23 protein-coding genes are annotated in these 25,343 nt (G+C 43.2%); 19 read left to right on the top strand and 4 right to left on the bottom strand.

Annotated elements, in window-relative coordinates; translation table 11 throughout:
• Window positions 1-144: 144 nt before the first annotated feature.
• The 12 genes from panB to AS034_RS04070 all read left to right on the top strand — a co-directional run bounded on the left by panB (window position 145) and on the right by AS034_RS04070 (window position 12,512).
• Window positions 145-984: a 3-methyl-2-oxobutanoate hydroxymethyltransferase gene (panB, locus tag AS034_RS04120; RefSeq protein ID WP_058297627.1), complete on the top strand. Its 840-nt coding sequence runs from the start codon at window positions 145-147 to the stop codon at window positions 982-984.
• Window positions 981-1,859, top strand: a complete 879-nt coding sequence (panC, locus tag AS034_RS04115) for a pantoate--beta-alanine ligase (protein ID WP_058297626.1) — start codon at window positions 981-983, stop codon at window positions 1,857-1,859. Before panB ends, panC begins: the two co-directional genes overlap by 4 nt.
• Window positions 1,844-2,230 carry an aspartate 1-decarboxylase gene (gene panD, locus AS034_RS04110; RefSeq protein ID WP_032087910.1) on the top strand — a complete coding sequence of 129 codons (387 nt, stop codon included), beginning with the start codon at window positions 1,844-1,846 and terminating at the stop codon, window positions 2,228-2,230. The genes panC and panD overlap by 16 nt, the downstream gene beginning before the upstream one ends.
• 681 nt (window positions 2,231-2,911) lie before the next feature.
• Window positions 2,912-5,704 carry an ATP-dependent DNA helicase DinG gene (gene dinG / locus AS034_RS04105; protein WP_058297625.1) on the top strand — a complete coding sequence of 931 codons (2,793 nt, stop codon included), beginning with the start codon at window positions 2,912-2,914 and terminating at the stop codon, window positions 5,702-5,704.
• A gap of 144 nt (window positions 5,705-5,848) precedes the next feature.
• Complete coding sequence (locus tag AS034_RS04100; RefSeq protein ID WP_058297624.1) at window positions 5,849-6,694, top strand: ComEC/Rec2 family competence protein; 846 nt, start codon at window positions 5,849-5,851, stop codon at window positions 6,692-6,694.
• A gap of 175 nt (window positions 6,695-6,869) precedes the next feature.
• Entirely contained in the window at window positions 6,870-7,040 is a 171-nt protein-coding gene (locus tag AS034_RS22235) for a YpmA family protein (protein WP_071618651.1), read from the top strand.
• A 12-nt stretch (window positions 7,041-7,052) separates the two neighbouring features.
• Entirely contained in the window at window positions 7,053-7,529 is a 477-nt protein-coding gene (locus AS034_RS04095) for a cell wall elongation regulator TseB-like domain-containing protein (protein WP_058297623.1), read from the top strand.
• A gap of 21 nt (window positions 7,530-7,550) precedes the next feature.
• Complete coding sequence (locus tag AS034_RS04090) at window positions 7,551-8,741, top strand: pyridoxal phosphate-dependent aminotransferase (RefSeq protein ID WP_058297622.1); 1,191 nt, start codon at window positions 7,551-7,553, stop codon at window positions 8,739-8,741.
• Window positions 8,742-8,887: 146 nt separating this feature from the next.
• Window positions 8,888-10,180, top strand: a complete 1,293-nt coding sequence (gene asnS / locus AS034_RS04085) for an asparagine--tRNA ligase (protein ID WP_098151203.1) — start codon at window positions 8,888-8,890, stop codon at window positions 10,178-10,180.
• Between the two features lie 350 nt (window positions 10,181-10,530).
• Window positions 10,531-11,238, top strand: a complete 708-nt coding sequence (locus AS034_RS04080; protein ID WP_032087917.1) for a DnaD domain-containing protein — start codon at window positions 10,531-10,533, stop codon at window positions 11,236-11,238.
• Window positions 11,239-11,337: 99 nt separating this feature from the next.
• Window positions 11,338-11,994 (top strand): endonuclease III, encoded by a 657-nt coding sequence (gene nth / locus AS034_RS04075; RefSeq protein WP_032087918.1) that lies wholly within the window; start codon window positions 11,338-11,340, stop codon window positions 11,992-11,994.
• Window positions 11,991-12,512: a YpoC family protein gene (locus AS034_RS04070; protein WP_058297621.1), complete on the top strand. Its 522-nt coding sequence runs from the start codon at window positions 11,991-11,993 to the stop codon at window positions 12,510-12,512. The genes nth and AS034_RS04070 overlap by 4 nt, the downstream gene beginning before the upstream one ends.
• Window positions 12,513-12,549: 37 nt before the next feature.
• Here AS034_RS04070 and AS034_RS04065 read toward each other — a convergent pair whose 3' ends face one another.
• Together AS034_RS04065 and recU are read right to left on the bottom strand one after the other, a co-directional pair.
• Window positions 12,550-15,300: a transglycosylase domain-containing protein gene (locus AS034_RS04065; protein ID WP_058297620.1), complete on the bottom strand. Its 2,751-nt coding sequence runs from the start codon at window positions 15,298-15,300 to the stop codon at window positions 12,550-12,552.
• A 104-nt stretch (window positions 15,301-15,404) separates the two neighbouring features.
• The gene (gene recU, locus AS034_RS04060; RefSeq protein WP_058297619.1) at window positions 15,405-16,007 is read right to left on the bottom strand and encodes a Holliday junction resolvase RecU; all 603 of its coding nucleotides are present in this window, start codon (window positions 16,005-16,007) and stop codon (window positions 15,405-15,407) included.
• 107 nt (window positions 16,008-16,114) lie between these two features.
• Between recU and AS034_RS04055 the strand changes: the two genes are divergently transcribed.
• The 3 genes from AS034_RS04055 to AS034_RS04045 all read left to right on the top strand — a co-directional run bounded on the left by AS034_RS04055 (window position 16,115) and on the right by AS034_RS04045 (window position 18,413).
• Window positions 16,115-17,140, top strand: a complete 1,026-nt coding sequence (locus tag AS034_RS04055; protein WP_058297618.1) for a DUF2515 family protein — start codon at window positions 16,115-16,117, stop codon at window positions 17,138-17,140.
• Window positions 17,141-17,744: 604 nt separating this feature from the next.
• Window positions 17,745-17,990 carry a hypothetical protein gene (locus AS034_RS04050; RefSeq protein ID WP_032087955.1) on the top strand — a complete coding sequence of 82 codons (246 nt, stop codon included), beginning with the start codon at window positions 17,745-17,747 and terminating at the stop codon, window positions 17,988-17,990.
• A gap of 66 nt (window positions 17,991-18,056) precedes the next feature.
• Complete coding sequence (locus tag AS034_RS04045) at window positions 18,057-18,413, top strand: YppE family protein (RefSeq protein ID WP_032087956.1); 357 nt, start codon at window positions 18,057-18,059, stop codon at window positions 18,411-18,413.
• A 306-nt stretch (window positions 18,414-18,719) separates the two neighbouring features.
• Here AS034_RS04045 and yppF read toward each other — a convergent pair whose 3' ends face one another.
• Window positions 18,720-18,902, bottom strand: a complete 183-nt coding sequence (gene yppF, locus AS034_RS04040) for a YppF family protein (protein WP_058297617.1) — start codon at window positions 18,900-18,902, stop codon at window positions 18,720-18,722.
• 382 nt (window positions 18,903-19,284) lie between these two features.
• On the opposite strand from yppF, the gene AS034_RS04035 reads away from it, so the two are divergent.
• The gene (locus tag AS034_RS04035; protein WP_052011540.1) at window positions 19,285-19,755 is read left to right on the top strand and encodes a YppG family protein; all 471 of its coding nucleotides are present in this window, start codon (window positions 19,285-19,287) and stop codon (window positions 19,753-19,755) included.
• A gap of 58 nt (window positions 19,756-19,813) precedes the next feature.
• On the opposite strand, the gene AS034_RS04030 is transcribed toward AS034_RS04035, so the two are convergent.
• On the bottom strand, window positions 19,814-20,278 hold the full coding sequence (locus tag AS034_RS04030; RefSeq protein ID WP_032087958.1) for an Hsp20/alpha crystallin family protein: 465 nt from the start codon (window positions 20,276-20,278) through the stop codon (window positions 19,814-19,816).
• A 136-nt stretch (window positions 20,279-20,414) separates the two neighbouring features.
• Between AS034_RS04030 and AS034_RS04025 the strand changes: the two genes are divergently transcribed.
• The 3 genes from AS034_RS04025 to AS034_RS04015 all read left to right on the top strand — a co-directional run bounded on the left by AS034_RS04025 (window position 20,415) and on the right by AS034_RS04015 (window position 25,126).
• Entirely contained in the window at window positions 20,415-21,203 is a 789-nt protein-coding gene (locus tag AS034_RS04025; protein WP_058297616.1) for an alpha/beta fold hydrolase, read from the top strand.
• Between the two features lie 368 nt (window positions 21,204-21,571).
• Window positions 21,572-23,854, top strand: coding sequence for a DEAD/DEAH box helicase (locus tag AS034_RS04020; protein WP_058297615.1), 2,283 nt, complete (start codon window positions 21,572-21,574; stop codon window positions 23,852-23,854).
• The gene (locus AS034_RS04015; RefSeq protein WP_058297614.1) at window positions 23,855-25,126 is read left to right on the top strand and encodes a ribonuclease H-like domain-containing protein; all 1,272 of its coding nucleotides are present in this window, start codon (window positions 23,855-23,857) and stop codon (window positions 25,124-25,126) included.
• Window positions 25,127-25,343: the final 217 nt, after the last annotated feature.

The following is a 25,343-nucleotide window of genomic DNA, read 5'->3' as shown; positions in this document are numbered from 1 at the left end:
GGGTCGAAACAACAAATATAGACACTTGGGATCCTTCTGTCATTTTCAGAAGGTTTTTTTATTAGGCTGAAACAGGCCTTTGTGTTTATGAAAGTGCTTTCATATTTGTTTCGTCACCTCTGACTGCAAAGAAGGAGGAAGAAAATGAAACAGACAACTGATTTTTCAAAAATGAAACGGGAAAACGAGAAACTCACGATGCTGACGGCTTATGATTATCCAAGTGCGAAGCTGGCTGAAGAAGCAGGCATTGATTTGCTTTTGGTCGGTGACTCCCTCGGGATGGTGGTTTTAGGTTATGATTCAACAATTCCTGTCACCGTGGAGGATATGATCCATCATACGAAAGCTGTGAGAAGAGGGGCGCCCAGCACGTTCATCGTCACGGATATGCCTTTTATGACTTATCACCTTTCCAGGGAGGAAACATTGCGTACTGCGGCGCGAATCCTCCAAGATAGCGGTGCGAATGCCGTCAAGGTAGAAGGTGCCGGGGGCGTGATCGATCGGATCAAAGCGATGACGGAGGCCGGAATTCCTGTGATGGCACACTTAGGATTGACTCCTCAATCTGTAGGTGTCCTGGGAGGATACAAAGTACAGGGCAAGACTGCCCATACAGCTCAGATGCTGCTTGAAGATGCGAAAAAGTGCGAAGAAGCCGGGGCATTCTCCATTGTCCTTGAATGCGTACCCAGACAGCTGGCAAAAGAGGTAACAGATGCAGTCGGCATCCCTGTCATCGGGATCGGTGCAGGCAGCGGCACGGACGGCCAGGTCCTGGTCTTTCATGATCTCATCACGTATGGTGTCGGCAGGGTTCCGAAGTTCGTCAAACAATACAGCAACCTCGCTGAAACGATCAATGCCAGCATCGTTAACTATATAGAAGATGTAAAGGAAGGATCCTTCCCTGAAGAACAGCATTCTTTCACAATGAAGGAAGAGGAATTGCAAATGCTTTACGGGGGTAGTAAAAAGTGAAGATCATTACAAGCATGAATATACTGCGCCAAGAAATTCAAAAGCATAAAGATTCAGTCGGCTCCATCGGTTTTGTACCAACGATGGGATTCCTCCACGAAGGCCACCTCACCCTCGCAGATGAGGCAAGAAAACAAAATGAGGTTGTGGTCATGAGCATTTTTGTGAATCCATTGCAGTTCGGTCCGGACGAAGATTTCGATCGGTATCCGAGGGATATTGACCGTGACCGGGAACTCGCAGAAAATGCAGGCGTAGACATCTTATTCATTCCGGACGCTAAAGAAATGTATCCTGATGAATTATCCGTCACCATGACCGTGCATAAGCGCATTGATGTGCTTTGCGGAAAGAAACGGGAGGGTCACTTTGACGGAGTCGTCACCATTTTGGCGAAGCTGTTTCATTTAGTACAACCGTCAAGAGCCTATTTCGGCCTGAAGGATGCACAGCAGATTGCTGTAGTGGAAGGTATGGTTGAAGATTACTTCTTCCCTGTGGAAATCGTGAGGGTCCCTACGGTGAGGGAAGAGGACGGTCTTGCAAAGAGCTCACGTAATGTCTATCTGTCTGAAAGTGAACGAAAGGAAGCACCGGTCCTTTATAAGAGTCTCAAAGAAGCGGCGCAGATGATCGAGTCCGGGAAAATGAGTGTGGACGCTGTCGTTATAAAGGTGAGGGACATCCTTCAAAATGAGACCTCAGGAAAAGTCGAATATGTGGAAGCTTATTCTTTTCCACAGCTCTCCCCTGTAGACGATTTGACAGGCGAGGTGATCATAGCAGTTGCAGTACAATTCGAGAAAGCAAGGTTAATTGATAACATCATCATTTTATTGAATGAAGAGGGGAAATCAGCATGTTTAGAACAATGATGAATGGTAAAATTCACAGAGCACGTGTGACAGAAGCAAACCTGGATTATGTAGGCAGCATCACAATCGATCAAGATATCCTTGATAAAGTGGATATGATGGCAAATGAAAAAGTCCAGATCGTCAACAACAACAATGGTGCAAGACTTGAGACTTATATCATACCGGGGGAAAGGGGAAGCGGCGTCATATGCCTGAACGGAGCAGCGGCCAGGCTTGTCCAAAAAGGGGATGTCGTCATCATCATTTCCTACAAACTGATAGCAGAAGAACAGGTGAAAAGCCATGTCCCTAAAGTGGCGATCATGAACGAAAACAACCAAATCGTTGAAATGATCGGCACCGAACCCGAAGCAACGGTATATTCATAACTTGGAAGTGTCCCGACAAAAGTGTTTGAGCTTCAATAAAAACGAACTAACTTGAATTTAAGACTTCAAGTTAGTTCGTTTTTTTCTGATCCAATTTACATTCAGTAAGGCGCCGATTCCAGCGGTTAAGGACGAAAACTTAGTCTAGAAGAATAGCGTTGCTTCTCTTTTGGTTTTAGGTGTAGGTTGAAGTAAAAGACCTGAGATTTTTACTCAGAGGCAGATAGATAAAAGAAAAAAATCACCAATATCAGCGTGCCAATTCACAGTAAAGATTATTAACTTCTTGTCGAATTCTAATCTTCTGTTCCTATTAAGAAAAGAGAGGCTCAAGACCGAATAAATTAAGTTACAACCCATTTTTTTAGAATGAAATTGAATAAACTTATCCTTATATAAAACCGTTTGCAGCGTTTGCACGGAAATCAATAGCGGTGATAAGGAAATCAAGTAAGTTGATAAGTCAAAATCGCTTCTCTATGTAGGGTTGTCATAAAATTTAACCAATATCTCTTGGAATCAACCTCTTGAGGGAGCAGATTTATTTATTATATCCAGGACTCATTTGTTAAATGATTAACCCATCATGAGATCATGAGCCTTCTGAAATAAATTGTGGTACACTTATCTAGAAATCATAGATTATTATCGAAGATGGAAATATAAAGGCAGTGAAATAACATGTACCCATTCAAATTAGTTGTAGTGGATCTTGAAACTACAGGGAACTCTCCCCGCAAAGGAGAGAAAATCATACAGATATCGGCAGTGATCATCGAAAATGGGAAGATCACCGATCAATTCACCTCATTCGTTTCCCCCGGCAAGTCCATTCCTCCATTCATAGAGGAGCTTACGGGAATTAATGACGAAATGGTCAGCGGTGCACCTATGTTTGATGAGATTGCACCCAAAATCCTGGAAATATTAGATAACGGTGTGTTTGTCGCTCACAATGTAACATTCGACCTTTCTTTTTTACAGGCAGAACTTGAAGAGGCGGGCTATAACCCTTTTGCAGGCCCTGCTTTTGATACAGTTGAACTGGCCAAAATTGCTATGCCTTCAGCTGACAGCTTCAAGCTTACAGAGCTTTCAAATACACTCTCATTGAGCCATGTCAGACCGCATCAGGCTGACAGCGATGCCTATGTTACGGCTGAGATTCTGCTTCATTTCATTCAAGAACTCCATGGTCTCCCGCTTGTTACCCTGGAGAAGCTTAGGACGCTTTCAGTGCACCTCAAAAGTGACTTGTCTTTACTCTTTGATGAAATCGTTTCTCAAAAGCAAAGGCATGTCGAGGATCTCGAGTTTGGACTTGAGGTATACAGGGGTATTGCCCTTCGAACAAAAAGTGATCCTGGATCATGTTCCGATAGCTTTCATGAAATTGAATTTGATATTACGAAAAGCATGGAAAAGCATGTTTCTTCATATGAGAAAAGAAATGTACAAATTCAGATGATGAATGAAGTTAAGGAATCATTCGCTGAAGGTAAGCACCTCGTGATCGAAGCAGGTACGGGTGTCGGGAAGTCACTGGGATATTTATGGCCATCACTGCATTTTGCCAAACAGTCTGGTGAAAGAGTGGTGATCAGCACTTTTACCACCCAGCTGCAGGAACAATTGCTGCAAAAGGAAATTAAGCTTCTCGAAACAATCAGTCCATTCACGTTTCAGACAGTATTGTTGAAAGGGAAGAATCACTACATAAACTTATTCAAATTTGAACAATCACTCAGGGAAGAGGATCCCCAATATGACGTCATATTGACGAAGATGCAGATCCTGGTATGGCTGACGGGGACTGAAACCGGTGATGTCGATGAACTGAACCTTACCTCAGGCGGGCAGTTATTTTGGAACAGGCTGCGGCATGACGGGTGGCATCTTCCTCACAGTAAAGATCCCTGGGTCACGAAAGACTTTTATCTGAATGCGAGAAAACGTGCCCAGACGGCAGATATCATCATCACAAACCATTCGATGCTGCTTTCGGATATCATCAATCACGGGAATCTGATACCCGCCTTTGATTATTTAGTCATCGATGAAGCACATCATTTGGAAAAATCGGCCAGACAGCATTTGGGAATCGTGTTGGATTATCTCTCTATTAAATTCACGACTTCACAGCTCGGGACTCTTGAACAGAATCAATTATTCGAAAGACTATCCAGTCTTATGAATGCATACGAAATAGAAAGCAATCGTCATTTATTTGAAATTGATGCTTTAGTGCATCAATTTTATCAGGACCTTGAAGAAGCTATGTCTGTCCTTGCGAATGTATTCGTCAAGCATGCTAAGAAAAGAACTGGTGCCCAGAAAATACAGCTTAGAATTTCAGATGAGATGAAAAAAAGCAGGAACTGGCAGCCTGTCCATATGGCGATGGAACGGGTCATTTCAGGGATGAAGACGATAGAAAGGGAATTTCAGGATATCCTCGATTCAATAAAAAAGAAAAAGATAAAACTAAAAGACAGTGAAAAAGCGCTGGTTGAAGAGTTCTACAGCTTTTTAGTCGAATGGGATGATCTTCATCAACATTTCCGCACGGTGTTCCTTAAAGAAATGACGGATTATGTACTGTGGCTCGACGGTGATACCCGCTCGCTCCCGAACAGTCTGATCATTCAGGCCCAGCCGGTCGCAGTGGCGCGGAACTTAAAGGAAGAGCTTTTTACAAAAAAGAAGAGTATTGTATTGACCTCTGCGACATTGACTGTCAGTGAATCGTTCCATTACTTCCTGAATGAAGTAGGGCTGAACACGGAGGAAATTAAACAGCTTAAGCTATCTTCCCCCTTTGATTATGCCGGGTCAGCCACTTTATTCATACCAAATGATGTGCCTGAGATTCAGCAAGTTTCAAATGAAGAGTATATCGAATCCATCAGTTCTCATTTAATTGGAGTGGCCGAGGCCACTAAAGGCAGGATGCTCATTCTTTTCACTTCTTATGATATGCTGAGAAAAACGTACGAACTAATGAAGGAAAGCGGCTTGCTTGAAGATTATATCCTTATGGCCCAGGGAATCACGTCGGGGAGCAGGACAAGGCTGACGAAAAATTTCCAGCGGTTCGATAAAGCGATCCTGTTCGGCACCAGTTCTTTCTGGGAAGGGGTGGATATCCCCGGGGAAGATCTTTCATGCCTTGCACTGGTGAGACTTCCATTTTCACCGCCGGACGAACCTGTGATCCAGGCTAAATCTGAACTTCTGAAAGCACAGGGGAAAAATCCTTTTTCAGCTCATTCACTGCCTGAAGCAATTATCCGCTTCAAGCAGGGTGTGGGAAGATTGATAAGAAGAAGCAGCGACAGAGGTGTCATCATCGTGTATGACCGCCGAATTAAGACGACCCGCTACGGCAATGCTTTCATCGAATCAATTCCTTCCATGAATGTAAAAGAAGGAGATCTATACGATTTGATTGAGCTGATAGAAGATTGGTTGTAAAAAAATTGGAGACGAACCTGCCCCTGTTTCAGGAGCGGGTTCGTCTTATTGTATAATGCTTTTATTCTTCCGTTCCCTCCGTTCTGGTTAAATTCCATCCTTTAACGCAAAATAGAGGATAGATGAAAACTGGAGGCATGAATTATGAAAGGGGTAATATCCGCACTACTGCTGTTTCTTTTATTTTCACCGCCCGTTCACGGAATAAAAGTACCGGAATTGGACCTTAACCTGGCAGAAAATGAATACGCGATCAGCTTTCTTCCTTTAAAAAGCGGAGAGGTGGCCGTCCTTCATTTAGCTGCAGGTGACAATTATTTGATTAACACCGGTCCCCGTAGCCAAGTGAGAGAACTTTACTACTATCTGGATCAAATCAACATTAATGAAATAAAAGCGGTCATCATCACGGAGCAAGTTGAAATCTATGAGGATACACTTCTGAAACTCAGGAAGAAATATTCAATTGCTGAAATCATGGCAGGAGCCTCCTTTTCTGAACCGCTTATGGAAGCTGAAATGGCCGAATTGAAAAGTTTGAAAGAAGGGGATCGTTATCGGTTGTCTCCGGAACTGGATCTAGAAGTGATCCATGACGGCAATGAAAAACAGGAAGGACTTGATTTCTCGCTTACTTTCTTCAATCACCGCTTCCTTTGGCTGAGTTCACAGTCCAAGCATGCAGAAGGGGTATTCATGACCAAGCCTTTAAAAAATGTGAACATTGTCAAAATACCGCTCCACTCAAAGACAGAATGCATTTCAGACCCGCTCATCAAGCATATCGATCCCCAGACTGCACTTCTGTATCGTTCGAAAGAGAAATTGCTGAATGGTGACCTCCTTGAGGCAATCAATGAAGCGTGGATCGACCTCTACCTTACCGGCCAGCACGGCTTGATCACGATAAAATTCAACAAAAGTAATTATGAAGTACTTACCTTTGAACAAGATGACGGTGCATTCAAAGAACAACCCAATGAAAGCTGATCCCAGGGTCAGCTTTCGATGAAAAACTATAGGGATAAAGTTTTTTGTGTTTCTGTCTACCATATCCGGCGGGAATGTTGTTATAATGTCTGTAGTGTTTAGTAAGGAGAAGAGATCATGACGGCTATGCCCAACATCTTGGGAAGCGGCTGATGTGTAGAAGGAGGGTAATGCATTGGAGAGCAAAATTGAAATTCTTTCCACAGTTAAGATTTCGTACACAGACGATTTATATAAAGTAGTGGATGCCTTGAACAGGACATTGAAAAAAGATGATTACATGTTTGGTCTGGCCCTGGATCCCGAAGATCAAAGTCAGGCTGTACTGACCATTTATCGTACATAAAGAGGGTTGTAAATGAAAAAGTGGATTACAATTATTATCACTGCAGCGGTCATTCTTATTGGTATTTCGTCCATTCTTCTCTATCACAGTGCCCGAGGGCCGGTAAAGAAAGAATTTGATGAAGCGTCCACACGGGTGCTGAATGAGACAGCAATGGAAAAAATTGAGAAAACAACGATTTATCACGGAGCAAAATCTTACACCGTGGTCACAGGAGAAGATAAAAATGATGAAAAAACGGTTGCATTCGTTCCTAAGAAAAAAGGGGAAATAATCGTAAGAAAATGGGCTGATGGTATTACGAAAGAACAGGCAGTTAATAAACTAAAAGATGAAAAGCAGCCTGAAGAAATATTATCCGTACGATTAGGTCATGAATCCGTAGGCCCTGTATGGGAGATCACATACTTGGATAAACAGAAGAATTTAAACTATTTTTATCTTCTATTCTCTAACGGGGAATGGTGGAAAAAGATAGAAAACCTATAAGTTATTAGGAGGAACCCATCGATGAAAGTATCTTTAGCGAAAAGAGTGAGTGCACTAACACCTTCTACTACCTTGGCGATCACAGCGAAAGCGAAGGAAATGAAAGCCCAGGGTATCGATGTAATCGGTTTGGGAGCAGGTGAACCTGACTTTAATACACCGAAGCATATCATCCAGGCTGCATATGATTCACTGATTGAAGGACATACAAAATATACGCCTTCAGGTGGTACTGCCCAGCTGAAAGAAGCTGTAATCAGCAAATTCAAGCAAGATCAGAACCTGGCTTACAAACCTGCAGAAATCATCGTGACAAGCGGTGCGAAGCATGCACTTTATACTTTATTTCAAGTATTGCTGGACGATGGGGATGAAGTAATCATTCCAACTCCTTATTGGGTAAGTTACCCTGAACAAGTTAAGCTTGCGGGAGGAAACCCTGTCATTGTGGAAGGAAAACAGGAAAACTCTTATAAAATCACACCTGAGCAATTGTCAGAGTCGATTACGGAAAGAACAAAAGCGGTCATCATCAATTCCCCAAGCAATCCAACCGGCATGATTTACTCTGCTGAAGAGTTGAAGGCGATCGGTCAAATCTGTTTAGAAAAAAATATACTCATTGTTTCTGATGAAATTTATGAAAAGCTCGTTTATGACGGAAATACTCATACTTCCATTGCGGAGATTTCCGAAGAACTCAAGGAGCAGACAATCGTCATAAACGGTGTTTCAAAATCACATTCGATGACAGGCTGGAGAATCGGTTATGCTGCGGGGAATGAAACAGTCATCAAGGCAATGACGAATCTGGCAAGCCATTCAACATCGAACCCGACGACCACTTCCCAATATGGTGCCGTAGCAGCGTACATGGGAGATCAACAACCCGTGGAGGACATGAGAAAATCATTTGAGGAGCGATTGAATATCGTCTTCGAAAAGCTGAACAATATACCTGGGTTTGACTGCATCAAGCCTCAAGGTGCTTTTTATCTGTTTCCGAACGTAAAGGAAGCAGCACGCATCACTGGTTATGATAGTGTTGATCTTTTTGTTCAAGCGCTGTTAGAAGATGCAAAAGTTGCCGTCATCCCGGGTTCGGGCTTTGGTTCTGAGGATAATATCCGCTTATCCTATGCAACCAGCCTTGAATCCATGGAGCAGGCAATTGAAAGAATACATGAATTCGTTGTAAAGAAAAGTCAATAACACAACTGGGGCAGGTCGTATTTCACGTTCTGCCCTTTGCATTGGTATAAGCCTGATTCAGCCTATCTATTGCGACAATGTATCTCGAACTGTATAATATAGTACGATACATATAGCGTGTTAGTTTTTTTTGGAGGGAAAAAATCGTGAAAACAACAATTTCTCAAGTAAGTAAGTTTGTTGGTGAAGAGGTTACGATCGGTGCCTGGCTTGCCAACAAACGTTCAAGTGGTAAAATTGCATTCCTTCAGCTCCGTGATGGAACTGGATTCATTCAGGGAGTTGTAGTTAAAAGCGAAGTCGAAGAAGAAATTTTTCAAAAAGCAAAATCTCTGACTCAAGAAACGTCTTTATATGTGACAGGAGTTGTATCTGAAGATTCCCGTTCACCTTTTGGTTATGAATTACAGGTGAAATCAGTGGAGGTCATCCATGAAGCGGTGGATTATCCAATCACACCAAAAGAGCATGGTACTGAATTCCTTATGGACCACCGTCATTTATGGCTTCGTTCCCGCAAGCAGCATGCAGTGATGAAAATCCGTAATGAAATCATCAGGGCTACGTATGAATTCTTCAATCAAGAAGGGTTTGTCAAAGTCGACCCGCCAATCCTTACAGGCAGTGCTCCTGAAGGAACGACGGAATTGTTTGCAACCAAGTACTTTGACGAAGATGCCTATCTTTCTCAAAGTGGACAACTATATATGGAAGCAGCTGCCATGGCTCTTGGAAAAGTATTTTCTTTCGGGCCGACATTCAGGGCTGAAAAATCCAAAACGCGCCGTCATCTTATCGAGTTCTGGATGATCGAACCTGAAATGGCTTTCTACGATTTTAAAGACAATCTGGAAGTTCAGGAACAATATGTTTCTTATATCGTCCAATCTGTCCTTGAAAACTGTAAGCTTGAGTTGGACCGTTTGGGAAGAGATACGTCCAAATTGGAACAAATCAAAGCACCATTCCCCAGAATCACTTATGATGACGCGGTCAAGTTACTGCACGAAAAAGGATTCGACGATATCGAATGGGGAGATGATTTCGGGGCACCGCATGAGACAGCGATTGCTGAAACCTATGATAAACCTGTATTCATCACTCATTACCCGACATCCTTGAAGCCGTTTTACATGCAGCCCGACCCTGATCGTGATGATGTAGTGCTTTGTGCAGACCTTATCGCTCCTGAAGGCTACGGGGAAATCATCGGAGGTTCTGAACGGATCCACGATGCAGAACTAATGAAAAAGCGCATCGAAGAACATGAATTGGCGTCAGATGCATATAAGTGGTATCTGGAGCTGAGGGAATACGGTTCTGTCCCTCACTCAGGATTCGGTCTTGGACTTGAACGCACAGTAGCATGGATCAGCGGAGTGGAACACGTAAGAGAAACAATCCCATTCCCACGCCTCCTAAACCGTCTGTACCCATAAGGAGTTAATATTAGGCTGACTTTATTGTTGCAGAATGCAACACAAAGTCAGCTTTTTATTATCTGTATTTATCTTTTTTGACGATTTTATACTGTACTTTCATTTTTAGTGAATCTAGCAGTTGATTGGAGTGGAAGACGTAGACTCCTGCGGGAAAAGCGAGACAGGTGAGACCCCGCAGGCGTAGCCGAGGAGGCTCACCGGCCGCCCGCGGAAAGCGAAGTCATCCACGGAAATCAACTGCGGTATTCAATGTACTATGATTAAAAAGTGTTAAATAATTCTTCTGAACACATCCATATCGACATAGATAATAAGCATGATATACTTAAAGGTGAGGTGTGCCGTATATGGATTATAAACAACTAATGGTGTCCTGGATCGAAGAAGGGACACTGAATATCCCGCAATTATTACTGACAAATTATCATACCCTCGGATTAAATGAATCCGAATTTGTCCTGCTTCTTCATATCTACGGACAAATTGAAAAAGGGAACAGCTTTCCGACACCGGAGGATCTTTCGGAACATATGAGCATTTCTGCAGAATACTGTTCCTCCATCTTAAGAAAACTGATACAGCAGCAATTCCTGACGATTGATGAAGGATCTTCTCCTGACGGGATCCTTTTCGAAAAATACTCGCTTGCCCCTTTATGGGAGAAGCTTGCTGACTTTGTCATCCAAACTTCGAAGATGAAACAGATGCAAAAATCAATGGAAGAAGAAGCTGACATCTATTCTATTTTCGAACAGGAATTCGGCCGTCCGCTTTCACCGCTTGAATGTGAGACACTCAGTATGTGGCTTGACCAGGATGAACATAATTCCACGATCATCAAGGCTGCACTCCGGGAAGCGGTCATTTCCGGAAAGCTGAATTTCAGATACATCGACAGGATTCTATTTGAGTGGAAAAAGAACGGTGTCAAAACGATAGAAGATGCACGTAGTCAAAGTCAAAAGTTCAGGCCGCATCAGAAACCACAGACTCAAAATGACGCTGCGGCGCCTAAGAGGAAGTCAGTACCTTTTTATAATTGGCTGGAACAATAATGTATACGTACAAAGGGACTGCACCCAAACTGGGGACAGTCCCTTTAATCGTGTATACTGAATGATAGTGCATAGTATGAGAGTGAGGAGAAGATAAAAGTGCTGAATAAAAAACAGATACATATTTGCCTGGATGAAATGAGAAAAATGTTTCCCGACGCGCATTGCGAACTGCGCCATGAAAACCCCTTCGAGTTAGTGATTGCCGTACTGCTTTCCGCTCAATGTACAGATGCGTTAGTGAATAAAGTAACGAAAGGGCTTTTTGAAAAATACAAGACACCACATGATTACCTTGAAGTCACGCTTGAAGAACTGCAGCAGGACATTCGCTCCATCGGACTTTACCGAAATAAAGCGAAGAACATACAGAAATTGTGTGAAATTCTTTTAAAGGAATATGGCGGGGAAGTACCAAAAGAACATTCAGAACTGGTCAAACTGCCGGGGGTAGGGAGGAAGACAGCCAATGTTGTCGTGTCTGTAGCCTTCGGGGAACCTGCGCTTGCAGTCGATACTCATGTAGAGAGGGTTAGTAAGAGGCTGGGTATCTGCAGATGGAAGGACAGTGTACTTGAAGTAGAGAAGACGTTGATGGGAAAGATCCCCAGAGATGAATGGTCTGAAACCCACCATCGCTTAATTTTCTTCGGAAGATACCATTGCAAGGCACAATCGCCTCAGTGTGATGTATGTCCACTCCTAGACTTATGCCGTGAGGGACAGAAGCGCATGAAGAAAAAGGAGAAGATATGACAGCCGTACGCATGATTCTCCCTGTGAAATTGTCTGATCACTTTTTCTTTGAGAAAAATGAAGTGGTATTAAATCCTGACCGATATTTGGAAGAAGGGAATTTTTTTGCTCAGGAAATACTATTTTACAGTGGGGAAGAGCGGAATGATTTTCCCTGGGATCATGAGGAACATTCAGTAAGTGAAGTTTTGGCCGCCTGGAATGAAGTGCAGGGGATGCTGAAGGAACGCTTCAAATCACGTGATGCCACTGCACAGGTTCTCATGAAAAAAGGCATTGCTTTATTTTATATGATTCTGTTTTGGGGTAACTCCCATCCTGTAGTATTAAATGGATGGAAGTTGCAAATAAAGGATCTCTCTCTTAAACCGGTAAATATTGAAGAGAGACTGTCATTCATCAAGGAAAACCCTCACCTTTATCATTCCTATGTGCAGCTGGCAAGTTTATTTCAGGAACAACATAAACAGTTTGCGAAGGACAGGGCGATGCGCCATTTGAATAAAAACAAAAAATAAGGCAGCCGGGAATCTCCCGGCTGCCTTTCCTTTATTTCTATTGATTGAATAAACCAGGGGACGATTCGGTAGAAGTACCGCCGTCATTTCCAGTACCGCCGGTTCCGTCTCCTTCACCAGTACCGCCGTCACCGCCGCCGGTACCACCTGTTCCGTCTCCTTCACCAGTACCGCCGTCACCGCCGCCGGTACCACCTGTTCCGTCTCCTTCACCGGTACCGCCGTCACCGCCGCCGGTACCATCTCCACCAGTACCGTCACCTTCATCACCGGTTCCGCCGTCACCGCCTTGGTCATTTCCAGTACCGTTGTCATCTTGACCATTGCCCGGACCATTTTCGTTTTCTTGGCCATCTTCATTTCCCTGGCCGTTTTCATTCTCTTTTTTATCTTCTTTTTTATCTTCTTTTTCGCCTTTTACATTTACATCCACGGTTGCAGGGTCACTTCGCTCGTCGCCTTTAATGGCAACCACTTCGAAAGTAAATGTACCGGAGGATGTGATGTTTTCCACGTTCAGGCCGTTTTTATCTGTGGTCGTAAGCGTTTGTTTGTCAGCTCCATTAATCAATACGGAAACTTCAAATGTAACGCCGTCTTTTTTCTTCTTATCATAATCCCATGCAAGGGTGATCGTCTTGTCTTTTTTATTGTATTTGCCTTTCAGGCCTTTCGGAGCATCAAGTTTATCGTATTCTTTTGAAACCTTTGTCGGTTCGGTTCCTTTTACGAATAGCTCCGTGATGATCTTATCATCAGGCGTGTAGTCACTAGGCAGTCTTGCCGGATTGCTTCCTTCTTCGACCTGAACTTCCACAACACTGTCAGGTTTCTTGAAGTCGGCTGTGTCTACACCTTCATGAACATACCCCATCAAATCTTTGACGATAAATTGTGCAATGTGGCGGTCTGCCGGACTTAATGAATTTTTATTCTGCTGATCAAATCCAGTCCACACTGCTGCCGTATAATTGGTTGTATAACCGACAAACCATGAATCCGGAGCGTGTGATTTCGGAATATTGTTAGCTTCACGCGTCTTTTGATCATAGTTGGTTGTACCGGATTTTCCTGCCATCGGAAGTCCAGGGACTTTTGCATACGCACCTGTTCCCCTTGGATGATCGATGACGCTCTTCAGCATATCTGAAATCATATAGGCTGTATATTCCTTCATTGCAGGTTTCGGTTTATCATCATGCTTAATTTCTGTTTCACCGTCACGGAGGACAACTTTTTTAACTGCATGAGGCTTGTTATACACCCCCTCATTTCCGAATGCTGCATATGCACCGGCCATCTGTACAGAATTCATACCTGGTGAAACGGCACCGATTGATGCGGATTCATAGTAATGGTCGAAATCAAGTCCAAGTCCGTTTACGAATTCCTCGGCTTTTTCTTCACCGACTTCCTGGAATGCTTTGAGGGCCGTTACGTTTCGTGAATCCCATAACGCTTCTCTTATCGTGATGGGACCTTTATGCTGCATGTCGTAGTTGTTGATTTCAGCCCCATTTGAGTATTTATAAGGTTCATCCTTCAAGATGTGATATGTCGACCATTTCAGGTTTTCGACTGCAGGGCCGTAATCAAGCAGAGGCTTGATCGTCGAGCCGGGCTGTCGTTTTGTATCGATGGCATAATTGAAGCCCCTCTGGACGGATTCTTCAGTGTTCCGGCCGCCGCCGATTGCGCGGATCTCACCGGATTGGGTATCCATCAGTGTAATCCCTGCCTGCATGAGGGCGTCCTCTTTGTCAGGGTAGGCAAAGTCGATTGCTTCACCCGCAAGGATCTGCTCGACACGCTTTTGTGCATTGGTATCCAGGGTAGTATAGATCTTCAATCCATCAGAGAATAGGTTGAAGTCTCCCATTTTTTCGACCTCATCAATGACTGCATCGACGTAAGCAGGGTATTTATTTCCGTTTTCAGCTGCCAATTCCTCTTCGGAAACCAATCCTTCTGTAATCGGGATTTTTTGGGCTTCCTCTTTTTCTTTTTCACTGATCTTTCCATGCTGGGCCATGAGGGACAGCACAATATTCCTTCTTTTTTCAGCTTTTTCAGGATGTTTGAATGGGTTGTAATTGTTGGGACTCTGAGGCAGTCCGGCAATCAGGGCTGCTTCATGGAGCTTGATGTCCTTAATTTCCTTGCCATAGTAATAGTCTGCTGCAGTCGCCATGCCGTGGATCCCTCCGGACATGTAGACCTTGTTGAAATACATCTCGAAAATTTCTTCCTTGGTGTATTCCTGCTCGAGTTTGAGGGCGAGCCATGCTTCCTGGGCTTTTCTTTTCAGTGTCTTATCAGGGCTCAGGAATGAACCTTTGATCACCTGCTGGGTTATCGTAGAGGCACCTTCCGAACCGAATCCGCCGGTGACATTGGCGATGACGGCACCTCCAAGCCGGATCAGATCTATCCCGTTATGCTTATAGAAGCGGTTATCCTCTGTTGCAAGGACTGCATCCTGCATAACCTGCGGAATTTCATCAAAGTTGGCATATTCCCTGTTTTCCTTCCCGACAGTCGTGATTAACTCGCCGTTCATATCATAGATTTCTGATGCAACCGGGTCTTTAAGCAATTTTTCATCCAGCTTTGGGGCACTGGATGCGTAATATGCAAATAATCCTGCACCAGCCAACATACCGATGATGCCTATAATAAATAATGAAATGATTACACGTTTCACCATAGAGCCTTTTTTGGTTTTATTCGGTTTAGACTTCTGCTGGGCTAGACGCTTCTCTTCTCTTGACTTGTATTGACCAGCCATTTTGTTTCCTCGCTTTCAATCTTCTGTCTTTTTAGTATTGTCTAAGTTTTTATTTCTACTACCCATTATGAGATAAACTATAGATTATCTCATAAATGGTCTATCTAAAAATATAACTGATGGACTATTTTTAAATAATCAACCCGGGGATGCAGTCCCAATGGGATCCTGAACCCGCTTTCTTCGATTTCTTCTTTCCTGATTGATTTCCTGCCACCGTCTTTCATCCGGTCCCAATAAACCTTCAATGGTTGGAAAGGGAGGAAAAATACTTCTTCCGACAGTGAAAACCTCAGCAATACGAAGGTGATGCCGTCCTGCTCATGAACACTGTCCATGTGGGTGATTTGGTGTTCATGAAAATTTTGAAGGGGGAAGGAAGTTTTATTTTTCGTTTCCTTCGCTTCAAAATCAATATATCTGCCTTTATAGACCCCGTTGTAATCAGTGGTTGACGGCTGTTTGAAATAAGCTTCCTTGATGACGGCTGCACTCCTTGCCGGATAGTGGACATCCACTATTTGGACCGGAGTGGGTTTTTTATGGATGACAGCTGATTTGTGGACGAGATAATATTCGTTGGTTTCATTGATATCTTCTTCCAGTGTCATCCCGCGGTTACTGTAGGAAACCTGTTTGATTTTCGGTTTTTTAGCAGATGATTTCGAATCAGTATATTTTTTTCCATTGGGATAATGGAATTTCATGGGAATACACCTCGCAGACTAAACTATATCATAACAGAAACCACTCCATTTTGTGTGAATAATTGATTACAAATTCCTTAAGATATGACTAAAGGAGAATAAAGAAAATGGATGAATTCACTAATACCTATCGCTTTTTACCCTATATTTCAGAATTTAAACGTGATCGGGACTGGATTGATTTTTTACAAGGGTTAGTCGATTATTACAATCAAGATAATATTACAAGAACCATCGCTTATCAAAACTTTTTCCTCCTCCATCCCGAAATCAAATGGGCTTTTCTCGCATCGATGGTCTCAAGAAACGCAGGGTGGAATATGACCGATTTAGAAGGAAGAACATTTAAGGCCCTGCTGAATCCCGAAACCAGGAAGAGTCTCTTTATGACATATGAACGAGCGAATTGGACCATTTTTCAGGATGCATTCCCCCAACTTCTTATCTATCATTATTCGACGTTAAATGAAGAGAAAATGTTTCATCTTTTAAAGGAATTTCATGTGTCTGAATTTATCCAGGGAGAATGGGAACATTTTTGGGAGGGCAGGGATGGTACGAAGCTTGTCCAGTCTCAAATTATTAATGAACAGAACCTTATACAGAAGCCGGTGATCGATCATCCAGTTTATAAAGAGAAGGTCTTCCGCTCAGGTCTTTTCTTTATTGAGGACCATCTCCATTTTTGCTCTGTCGTGTTCCCGAACAGAAACGGCGATCTCTTCGGGGCAAGTGTGCATGATTTCAGGAATGTGGATGACCGGATCAAGCTGGGGAACATCCTTTATCGAATATTGTTTCATGAAAAATATCATCCAGCATTTTATGATTTTGCCATCAATGTAACGCCAACGGGATCGAGAAGGGATTATGAAGTTTTTTGCGCACCTTACCTGGCGAGGACAAATACCCCCTCGCTCCCGGAGGTGTATGATAAAGTCACCCACCATTGGGGCATCCAGGAAGACTGGTCGAGCGCCGCTAAGTTGAGGAAGTCTTGGTATAGTGAGCCTGAAATGCCTGAGGAACCCCTGTTGACTAAATGGTTTTTCCGGAAACAAGGACAAATGAAGAGGGTAGCGCGTCTGAAATCATTGTTTAAGAAAAAGAAAAAAACTGCCGGCAATGATTGATCCGGCAGTTTTTTTCTTATGAGAGGCTGTACGTTCCGCCTGCGCTTTTGTATCATCCAGCTCCAGGGCTTAGAGGCACAGGTCATAAGGCGAACCCGTCCAAGAAGGCAAAGAACGCCTTCTTGGACGGGTTCGCCTTATGCCACACGCCTCTGAGTAAAGCCCCTGCGCTTTTATTATCATCCAGCTCCGGCGGCTAGCCCCTCGAGGTCATAAGCTAAATGGACCATGAAGGCAAAGAACGCCTTCACAGCCCATTCATCTTATGCTTGTCGGGGCTGAGCGAGCCGCCTCCGCTTTTGTTAAGTAGAAGGCCTGTTTTCGCCTTCTAGTTTTGGGTTTCCTTTTGATGCTTTGGTTTGATGCTGATTGGATTCAGTCGGCTGTTTTGTGTTTTTGTTGTTTTGAGTTTTCATTATGAACACCTCCGCTTTTATTATTTGAGCTCTCATCAGTTTTATTCAGAGGCTGTCGAAAAATAATCATGCGGTTGTCCTAAATGCACTTTCTTTGACGAAACGCTTCTAGTTTTGTCAGGGGTGAAGGGAATGATTTAAAAAAGGAGAATACTTTACCTAAATCCAAAATGCCGGGGGGAAGAAATATGCTTCCAAAAGAAGATATTATGTTAAAGTTAGCTGAAATTGAGGAAAGCCTGAATCAGCTCGAACAGAGCGTGTATGACCGGGTATCAATGGAAGAGCAGGCTGAAAAATCGAAGCTGGCTGAAAAAATTGAAGAGCTCGAGGGCCGGATGGCAGCCGCGGAGAGCAGGGCGGAAACCTTCCTTAATAGGAGAGAACATTCGTTTATGACCAGAAAGCTTGAATTATCGTATAAGACATCATAAACTTACTATTATAAGTAGCATTTAATTGCTACTTTTATTTTTGTCTTACCTGCCTGGAGGTTTACTATGAAAGAGTTAATTTCTGTGACTGAAGATTTGATTGCTTTAGTCGAAAAGATGATGGATGAATACAAAAGTCGCCGGGAAACAGGGGAGAAGGGTGACTTCTATAAGGAAGTCAAGCCTTTTGCAGATGAAGTCAAAGACAGGAATGACAGGTGGAAGGAACTTTCTCTCAGCTGGATCGAAACGGAGCGGCCGAAGTATCTACACCCGCCTCAGGTCTCCAATACTTATGACAATATTGAAATGCTGTCTGTGCATTGTTTCTTTCCTGAGTCGAGTTATAACAGATTTGTCAGCCATCATCAATCCGTTCGTTATGTACTTCAAACCATTCTGGATAATCTGGTTGATGAATAAAAGGTTGGATTTTCTACACCGCTAATGATTTCCGTGCAAGACTTCGCTTTCCGCGGGTAGCCCGTGAGCCTCCTCGGCAAGCCTGCGGGAAGAAAAGCCCCGCAGCTAGACTAGTCTCACATCAGCTACTCTTCCCGCAGGAGTCTTCGTCTTGCATTCCAATCAATCGCTGGAAAAATTAAAAAAAGAAAATACAAATGCAAATAAAAAAAGCCAAACGTATTCATCAGATCGAGGAAGAATACGTTTGGCTTTTAATTAGATAGGAATACATTTACCTCAGTCTCAGGACCAATCAATAATAACTTATAATGATGGAATGGCGTGACCATAGCTCAGATTGATTTCCCTTACGAGTTCTTTATAGTTTTGCAGAGAAATTTCGTTTGAAATGTATAGTTTTTTTGTTAACATGAGGAGCTCCAGGCCATCGGCTGACTGCTGCTGTTTTTGACTCTCAAACTGTTTTAACAATTCACTAAAGTTCATATGAATTCCTCCCGATACTTTCAAGTTATTATCACTCTTCATTCATTATCCTAACATAGAAAACGTTTTCTTTAAGTTATTAGAATAATGTAACTTCCGACATTTTTTGTGGTCTTTGTCGAAAGCTCTTTTCGCATACTTTGTTGCTTTACACACAAGAGAATACCGGAACTTGGGTATTTTCTGATGTCTGTACACCTGTCGTATAAACTTGAATTCGAAAAGAGCACGTCCACAAGCAACATTCAGGCTACTAGCCAATTTCCGAAAAGCAACAAACTTTTAGAAAACAGCCTTGTCGAAAGAAAATGACTTGTTTTTTCACCGTATGACCCAGACTTTCATATTGTGTAGTAACCGAAAAAATGGGAGGGGGCTAAGTATGAATTCATATCGATATCAACCTCGTTATCAGACACCGTATTTTCCTTATCCAAATCCACATCAGGCGGCCAATCAATATATGGTGCCTTTACCAAACTTGCCAATCCAGGGAGAAGGTCAGTACTATACTTCGCCAGTTCAATATTCACCGGAATCTGTGCGTCCGAACGCTCAAATGTACCAGACAGGTTATACGAATCCATATTTTGAAAATCCTCTTCAGCATGAAGAATATAATCCCTATCAGATGAAAGCGATGCAGCAGCAGGGATACGCTAATCCATATCCAAAGGCTTCCTTTATGGCGAAACCTTCCAAATCCGGAGTGGGCAGCATCATGAACTCTTTCAAGTCCCAGGATGGCTCATTCGATTTTAACAAAGCGATGAATACTGCAGGACAGATGATGGGCGCAGTAAACCAGGTCTCTTCACTTGTGAAAGGACTTGGCGGTATATTCAAGATATAAAAATATAACAAAAAGAGCAGCTGAACCAGGCTGCTCTTTATTTCTTCAGTCATTTAATTTAATCAATGCTGATTCTTTTCCCGGATTGCTTCTCCACTTTTATTTGCAGTAATCCGTCCTTGTAAGAAGCTTTAACATTTTTTTCATTTACGACTGATGGAAACGGGATGGTGCGGCTGCTTCTGTTCATCGTTTGTTTTCTTTTAATTACTTGGCTTTTTGTATTCTCCTCAGAATATAGCTCCATATTCATTACAGTGATGGTCACAAAGTTAGGGAATACCTCCAGGTTTATTTGTTCTTTTTTAACTCCAGGCAATTCTGCCGTAATCAGGTAATAGTCATCATTTTCTTTAAAATCAACAGGAAAGGAATTAAAAGGGTTCGAGGCAGAGGTGAAGAAGTCATCAATACTCTGCAGCATGCCCCTCATGGGTTTTTCATGAAAGAATTCATTCATTGACTGCATCAGATCTCCAAACCCTTTTTTCTTGGAAGGGTCGTTTGAAAAATGGCTGTGCATGGAAGGTATCTCCTTTCGGTCAGATCTTTTCATATTAATGTATGAACTGATTGTGCATTTGTGCCTATCTCAGTTTTGTTTAAAAACCTGTCACCCGAGGAAAAGTAATAAGAAATTCCACAAAGGGGGAAATGGTATGCAAAAGCAGCACATTGGAGGGTTCGACCTGGCTTATCAAGACCGGGGTGAAGGGAAGGAGACAGTGATCCTGCTTCATGGATTCTGCGGAAGTTCTTCATATTGGGAGGAAGTGGTTCCTTTACTTGACTCCTGCCGGGTAATAACAGTCGATCTCAGAGGACACGGCCAATCAGGTATAAGCGACTCAGCATTCACTATTGAAGATATGGCGAAAGACATCCATTATTTCATGGATCAAAAGCAATTGGAAAATGTCTATTTATTCGGTCATTCGCTTGGCGGTTATATCACGCTCGCCTTTGCAGAGTTATATAAGGAAAAATTAAAAGGATACGGGCTCATCCATTCCACCGCTCTTGCCGACAGTGAGGCAGCAAAGAAAAATAGGCTGTCCTCCATCGAAAAGATCAAAAAAGAAGGGATGCATTCATTTGTGGATGATCTCGTCCCGAATCTTTTCAACCCTGAAAGACAAGAGGAATTAAAAGAAAAAATACAGACTGCTAAAGAGATAGGATATGAAACCAGCCCGATCGGTGCCATTCAAACCCTTAAAGCAATGAGGAACCGAACAGATCGTTCGGACATCGTGAAAAACAGCGATCTCCCTATCCTTCTTATAGCTGGAGAACATGACGGGGTCATACCGAAAGAAAAAGTATTCATCCAGGAAGCACCGCAAATTCATACTGAAGTGCTTCCCGACTCTGGCCACATGGGCCTCTTCGAAGAACCGGAAAAACTTACGTATATCTTAAAAGAATTTATTGTTAATTCCCAATAAAGACCAATTTGTTCCAGCAGTTGATTGGAGTGCAAGACGAAGACTCCTGCGGGAGAGTAGCTTATGTGAGACTTGTCTAGCTACAGCGGCTAGAGGCTCGAGGTCATAAGTCAAATCGGCCAAGAAGGCAAAGAGCGCCTTCGTGGCCGATTCGCCTTATCCCAACCGCCTCTCTTCAAAGCCCCTCCGCTTTTCTTCTCGGAGGCGAAGCCGAGGAGGCTCACGGGTCACCCGCGGAAAGCGTAGTCTTGCACGGAAATCAACTGCGGCGTTATATAGGGTGAAAATGTAACGGCGAAGAGATTCGTCATTTTTTATTTTTACATTCGAACATAGATTCGCTAAAATGGTCTTTAGAGGTGAAGAAGATGTTTAAGAAAAACAACCTTCAGGAACTAATCGAGAAATTCAAGAAAGACGACCAATTCAACAAACAAATCATACATTGGCATACAATAGATGAAAAACCTGCAAAGTACACAGAAATCCCTGGTATGATCGATGAAAGGATAAAGACAGCCCTGAAAGGGAGAGGGATCGAAAAGCTGTACAGCCATCAGCGTGATGCATTCCGGCTGGCGATGGAAGGGAAAAGCTTTACAGCCGTAACGCCGACCGCTTCAGGTAAAACCCTTTGCTATAACCTGCCCGTCCTGCAAACGATCATGGACGACCCGAATGCCAGGGCGCTCTATATTTTTCCGACGAAAGCCCTTGCTCAGGATCAGAAAAGCGAGCTGAATGAAATCATCTCTGAATCCGGTGCCTCCATCAATAGTTATACATACGACGGGGACACAGCGGCAAATATCAGGCAAAAAGTAAGAAAAGCCGGTCATATCGTCATTACGAACCCGGACATGCTGCATTCCGCAATCCTTCCTCATCATACAAAATGGGTCTCACTATTTGAAAACCTTAAATATGTAATAATTGATGAACTCCATATCTACAGGGGGGTATTCGGATCTCACGTGAGCAATGTAATCAGAAGGCTGAAGAGAATCTGCCGGTTTTATGGCGCTTCCCCTATATTCATCTGCACTTCTGCAACGATTGCAAATCCTAAAGAATTGTCCGAGCATCTGACGGGATCTGAAATGGAGCTGATTGATAATAATGGTGCACCAAGTGCAAAAAAGCATTTTGTCTTTTATAACCCGCCGATTGTAAATAAGCCGTTGAATATCAGACGAAGTGCCACTCTTGAGGTGAGGAGGATTGCAGGTGAACTGTTAAGGAATAAGATTCAGACCATTGTTTTCGCCCGCAGCCGGGTACGGGTGGAAATCATCCTTACCTATTTGCAGGAGTTGGTGAAGAGCCAGTTAGGTGCAAAATCGATTCGCGGATACAGAGGGGGTTATCTTCCCACCCAGAGGAGGGAAATAGAAAAAGGCCTTAGGTCGGGGGATATTTATGGAGTTGTCAGTACCAATGCTCTTGAGTTGGGTGTTGACATCGGCCAGCTTCAAGTGTGTATCATGACGGGTTATCCCGGCACGATTGCCAGTGCGTGGCAGCAGGCGGGGAGAGCCGGCAGGAGACACGGCGAATCACTCGTGATCATGGTCGCAAGCTCGAGCCCGCTCGATCAGTTCATCATTGATCATCCGGACTACTTCTTTAAGCAAACACCCGAAACAGCCAGAATCAACCCTGATAATCTGATCATCCTGATCGATCATCTTAAATGTGCAGCCTATGAACTTCCCTTTAAAGAAGGGGAACAATTCGGCCCGCATGATGTGGAGGATATTCTTGAATTTCTGGCAGAAGAGAAGCTGCTGCATAAGAATGGGGATAAATGGTATTGGATGAACGATGTTTTCCCAGCCCATAATATCAGCCTTCGATCTGCTTCTCAGGAAAATGTCATCATCATTGATCAAACCGATATTGCAGCGGTCAAAGTCATCGGGGAAATGGACCGGTTTTCTGCCATGACGCTTCTTCATGATGAGGCCATCTATCTGCACCAGGGAATCCAATATCAGGTAGAAAAACTGGATTGGGAGGAAAAGAAGGCATTTGTACGGGAAGTGGACGTCGACTACTTTACCGATGCCAACTTAGCCGTGCAGCTCAGGGTATTGGAAACAGATAAGGAAAGGAACACGGGGGCTTGCGAAACGGCATATGGTGATGTGACAGTCCAGGCCATGGCGACCATTTTCAAGAAGATCAAGTTCGATACTCACGAAAATATAGGTTCCGGGCCAATCCATCTGCCTGAGGAAGAACTACACACCAATTCGAGCTGGATATCGCTGAATGACAGTTCTTCCTTTACACAGGAACGTCTTGAGGAAGGATTGATCGGTGCAGCTCAGAGTTTAAAGTCCATCATTCCGCTTTACGTCATGTGTGATCCGAGCGATATTTTTGTGGTGCCGCAGGTAAAAGCCGCGCATAATGACAAACCGACGGTCTTCATCTATGATCGCTATCCAGGGGGAATCGGCTTAAGTGAAAAAGTATACGAACAAATTGAGCAGATTCTTTCAGAAGCAAAAAGACTGATCGAAAACTGTCCGTGTCAAACGGGCTGCCCGTCCTGCATAGGGACGGAACATTCCATGAAAACGGCAAAAGCAGATACATTGAAGCTTCTTGCTTTATTCCATGGCGAAAACAGGGAGAGGGATTAAGTGTCTCTTAAAAATAAACTTAACAGAATGAAAAAACATATTGTCAGGGAAGAACCGGAAAAAGGGAAGGACACCGCATTTAAAAGTGATATCACCAGTACAGATCTGCCCTTTAAAGAAATTTGGAAAGAACATGGTACCACAATGTACTTTGTGGACGATGACTTTTGCCTAGTCAGGGAAAAAAGATACCCTCTTCAATATCAGCACGGAAAATATAAGTTCCAAGATCTTTTAAAGGCAGTTGACGCATGGCAGAATTTCAGCGGCACTCATCCATTATCATGCAAAGGACTTTCACCCGGGGACCTGTTTTTCTTTGATACAGAAACGACCGGTTTGGGAGGGGGAGTCGGCAATACGATTTTCCTTCTCGGACATGGCAGGGTAGAAGGGGATGAAGTGGTTGTCACCCAGCACTTCCTTCCACGTCCAGGCAGCGAAATCCCACTTTATCACAGCTTCTTGAAGACAGTGGATTATAATGCTCTTGTCACCTATAACGGCAAGGCCTTTGATTGGCCGCAGGTCAGGACCAGGCACACGCTGATCAAAGAGCATGTGCCGAAACTCCCGTCATTCGGACACTTCGATTTATATCACGGCTCCAGAAGGCTTTTTAAGCATAAAATGGAGTCGGTGAAACTGATTAATGTGGAAAGAAAGGTGCTGGGGTTTGAAAGAGTGGATGATGTCCCCGGATACCTTGCACCGATGATTTATTTTGACTTCATTGAAAGAAAAGATCCACAAGGTATCCTGAGAGTCATGGAACATAATGAACTCGACATTCTCTCGTTGATCAGCTTATACACCCATTTGACTTTTCAACTGCTCGAAGTATCAGAGGATTCCACGGAGCAGGAAACCTTCGAGGCGGGAAGATGGCTTGAATATACAGGAAATGCGGATATGGCGAAAGAGCGGTTCGAACATATCGTGAACGACAGAGGAGAAACGCACCATGATTCCATTCATCATCTTGCGTTCCACTATAAAAAAGAAAAAGATTTCGATAAGGCGGCATCATTATGGGAAAGTATATTAAGGAAGTGTCCGCTACGGATGAAAGCAGTCGTGCTTGAAGAATTGGCAAAAATCTATGAGCATAAACACAGGGACTATGTGACGGCCCTAAAGAAGTGCCGGGAACTTGAAATGGTTTTAAATGAAATTTACAAGGACGAAGGGGTTAAGGAAAAAAGGCTGCAAAAGCTTTATACCAGGATAAACCGCATTACTTTAAAGGCTGAGAGGAAGAATTTAACCTGATTTGTAACACTTTCTTTAAACTAGTAAAATATCGAAAAAATATGGTTCATTCTCCTTATTTATATATTGAGAATTTTCACAAGTAGATGTAAAATGAATAATTGTGTGGAAATTATTTATGTTTAGATAGGATGATGAAAATGTACCGTGCAATATTAGTTTTATTCTTTGTCGTCATAGGTTTAACTGCATTTTTCTTTTCGAACTACTCCGAGAC

Source organism: [Bacillus] enclensis (assembly GCF_001456935.1).
GTDB lineage: Bacteria > Bacillota > Bacilli > Bacillales > Bacillaceae_B > Rossellomorea > Rossellomorea enclensis.
The sequence above is the reverse complement of the archived record's forward strand: the minus strand, read 5'-3'. Positions and strand labels throughout refer to the sequence as shown.

Coding starts and splice junctions, on each gene's coding strand:
- AS034_RS04050 (WP_032087955.1), top strand. CDS start 17,745: ATGCTTCCAAAAGAAGATATTATGTTAAAGTTAGCTGAAATTGAGGAA.
- AS034_RS04100 (WP_058297624.1), top strand. CDS start 5,849: ATGAAAGGGGTAATATCCGCACTACTGCTGTTTCTTTTATTTTCACCG.
- AS034_RS04030 (WP_032087958.1), bottom strand. CDS start 20,278: ATGCACAGCCATTTTTCAAACGACCCTTCCAAGAAAAAAGGGTTTGGA.
- AS034_RS04080 (WP_032087917.1), top strand. CDS start 10,531: ATGGATTATAAACAACTAATGGTGTCCTGGATCGAAGAAGGGACACTG.
- AS034_RS04065 (WP_058297620.1), bottom strand. CDS start 15,300: ATGGCTGGTCAATACAAGTCAAGAGAAGAGAAGCGTCTAGCCCAGCAG.
- AS034_RS04070 (WP_058297621.1), top strand. CDS start 11,991: ATGACAGCCGTACGCATGATTCTCCCTGTGAAATTGTCTGATCACTTT.
- AS034_RS04020 (WP_058297615.1), top strand. CDS start 21,572: ATGTTTAAGAAAAACAACCTTCAGGAACTAATCGAGAAATTCAAGAAA.
- yppF (WP_058297617.1), bottom strand. CDS start 18,902: ATGAACTTTAGTGAATTGTTAAAACAGTTTGAGAGTCAAAAACAGCAG.
- AS034_RS04035 (WP_052011540.1), top strand. CDS start 19,285: ATGAATTCATATCGATATCAACCTCGTTATCAGACACCGTATTTTCCT.
- recU (WP_058297619.1), bottom strand. CDS start 16,007: ATGAAATTCCATTATCCCAATGGAAAAAAATATACTGATTCGAAATCA.
- AS034_RS04045 (WP_032087956.1), top strand. CDS start 18,057: ATGAAAGAGTTAATTTCTGTGACTGAAGATTTGATTGCTTTAGTCGAA.
- panD (WP_032087910.1), top strand. CDS start 1,844: ATGTTTAGAACAATGATGAATGGTAAAATTCACAGAGCACGTGTGACA.
- panB (WP_058297627.1), top strand. CDS start 145: ATGAAACAGACAACTGATTTTTCAAAAATGAAACGGGAAAACGAGAAA.
- AS034_RS04095 (WP_058297623.1), top strand. CDS start 7,053: ATGAAAAAGTGGATTACAATTATTATCACTGCAGCGGTCATTCTTATT.
- AS034_RS04025 (WP_058297616.1), top strand. CDS start 20,415: ATGCAAAAGCAGCACATTGGAGGGTTCGACCTGGCTTATCAAGACCGG.
- AS034_RS04055 (WP_058297618.1), top strand. CDS start 16,115: ATGGATGAATTCACTAATACCTATCGCTTTTTACCCTATATTTCAGAA.
- dinG (WP_058297625.1), top strand. CDS start 2,912: ATGTACCCATTCAAATTAGTTGTAGTGGATCTTGAAACTACAGGGAAC.
- AS034_RS04090 (WP_058297622.1), top strand. CDS start 7,551: ATGAAAGTATCTTTAGCGAAAAGAGTGAGTGCACTAACACCTTCTACT.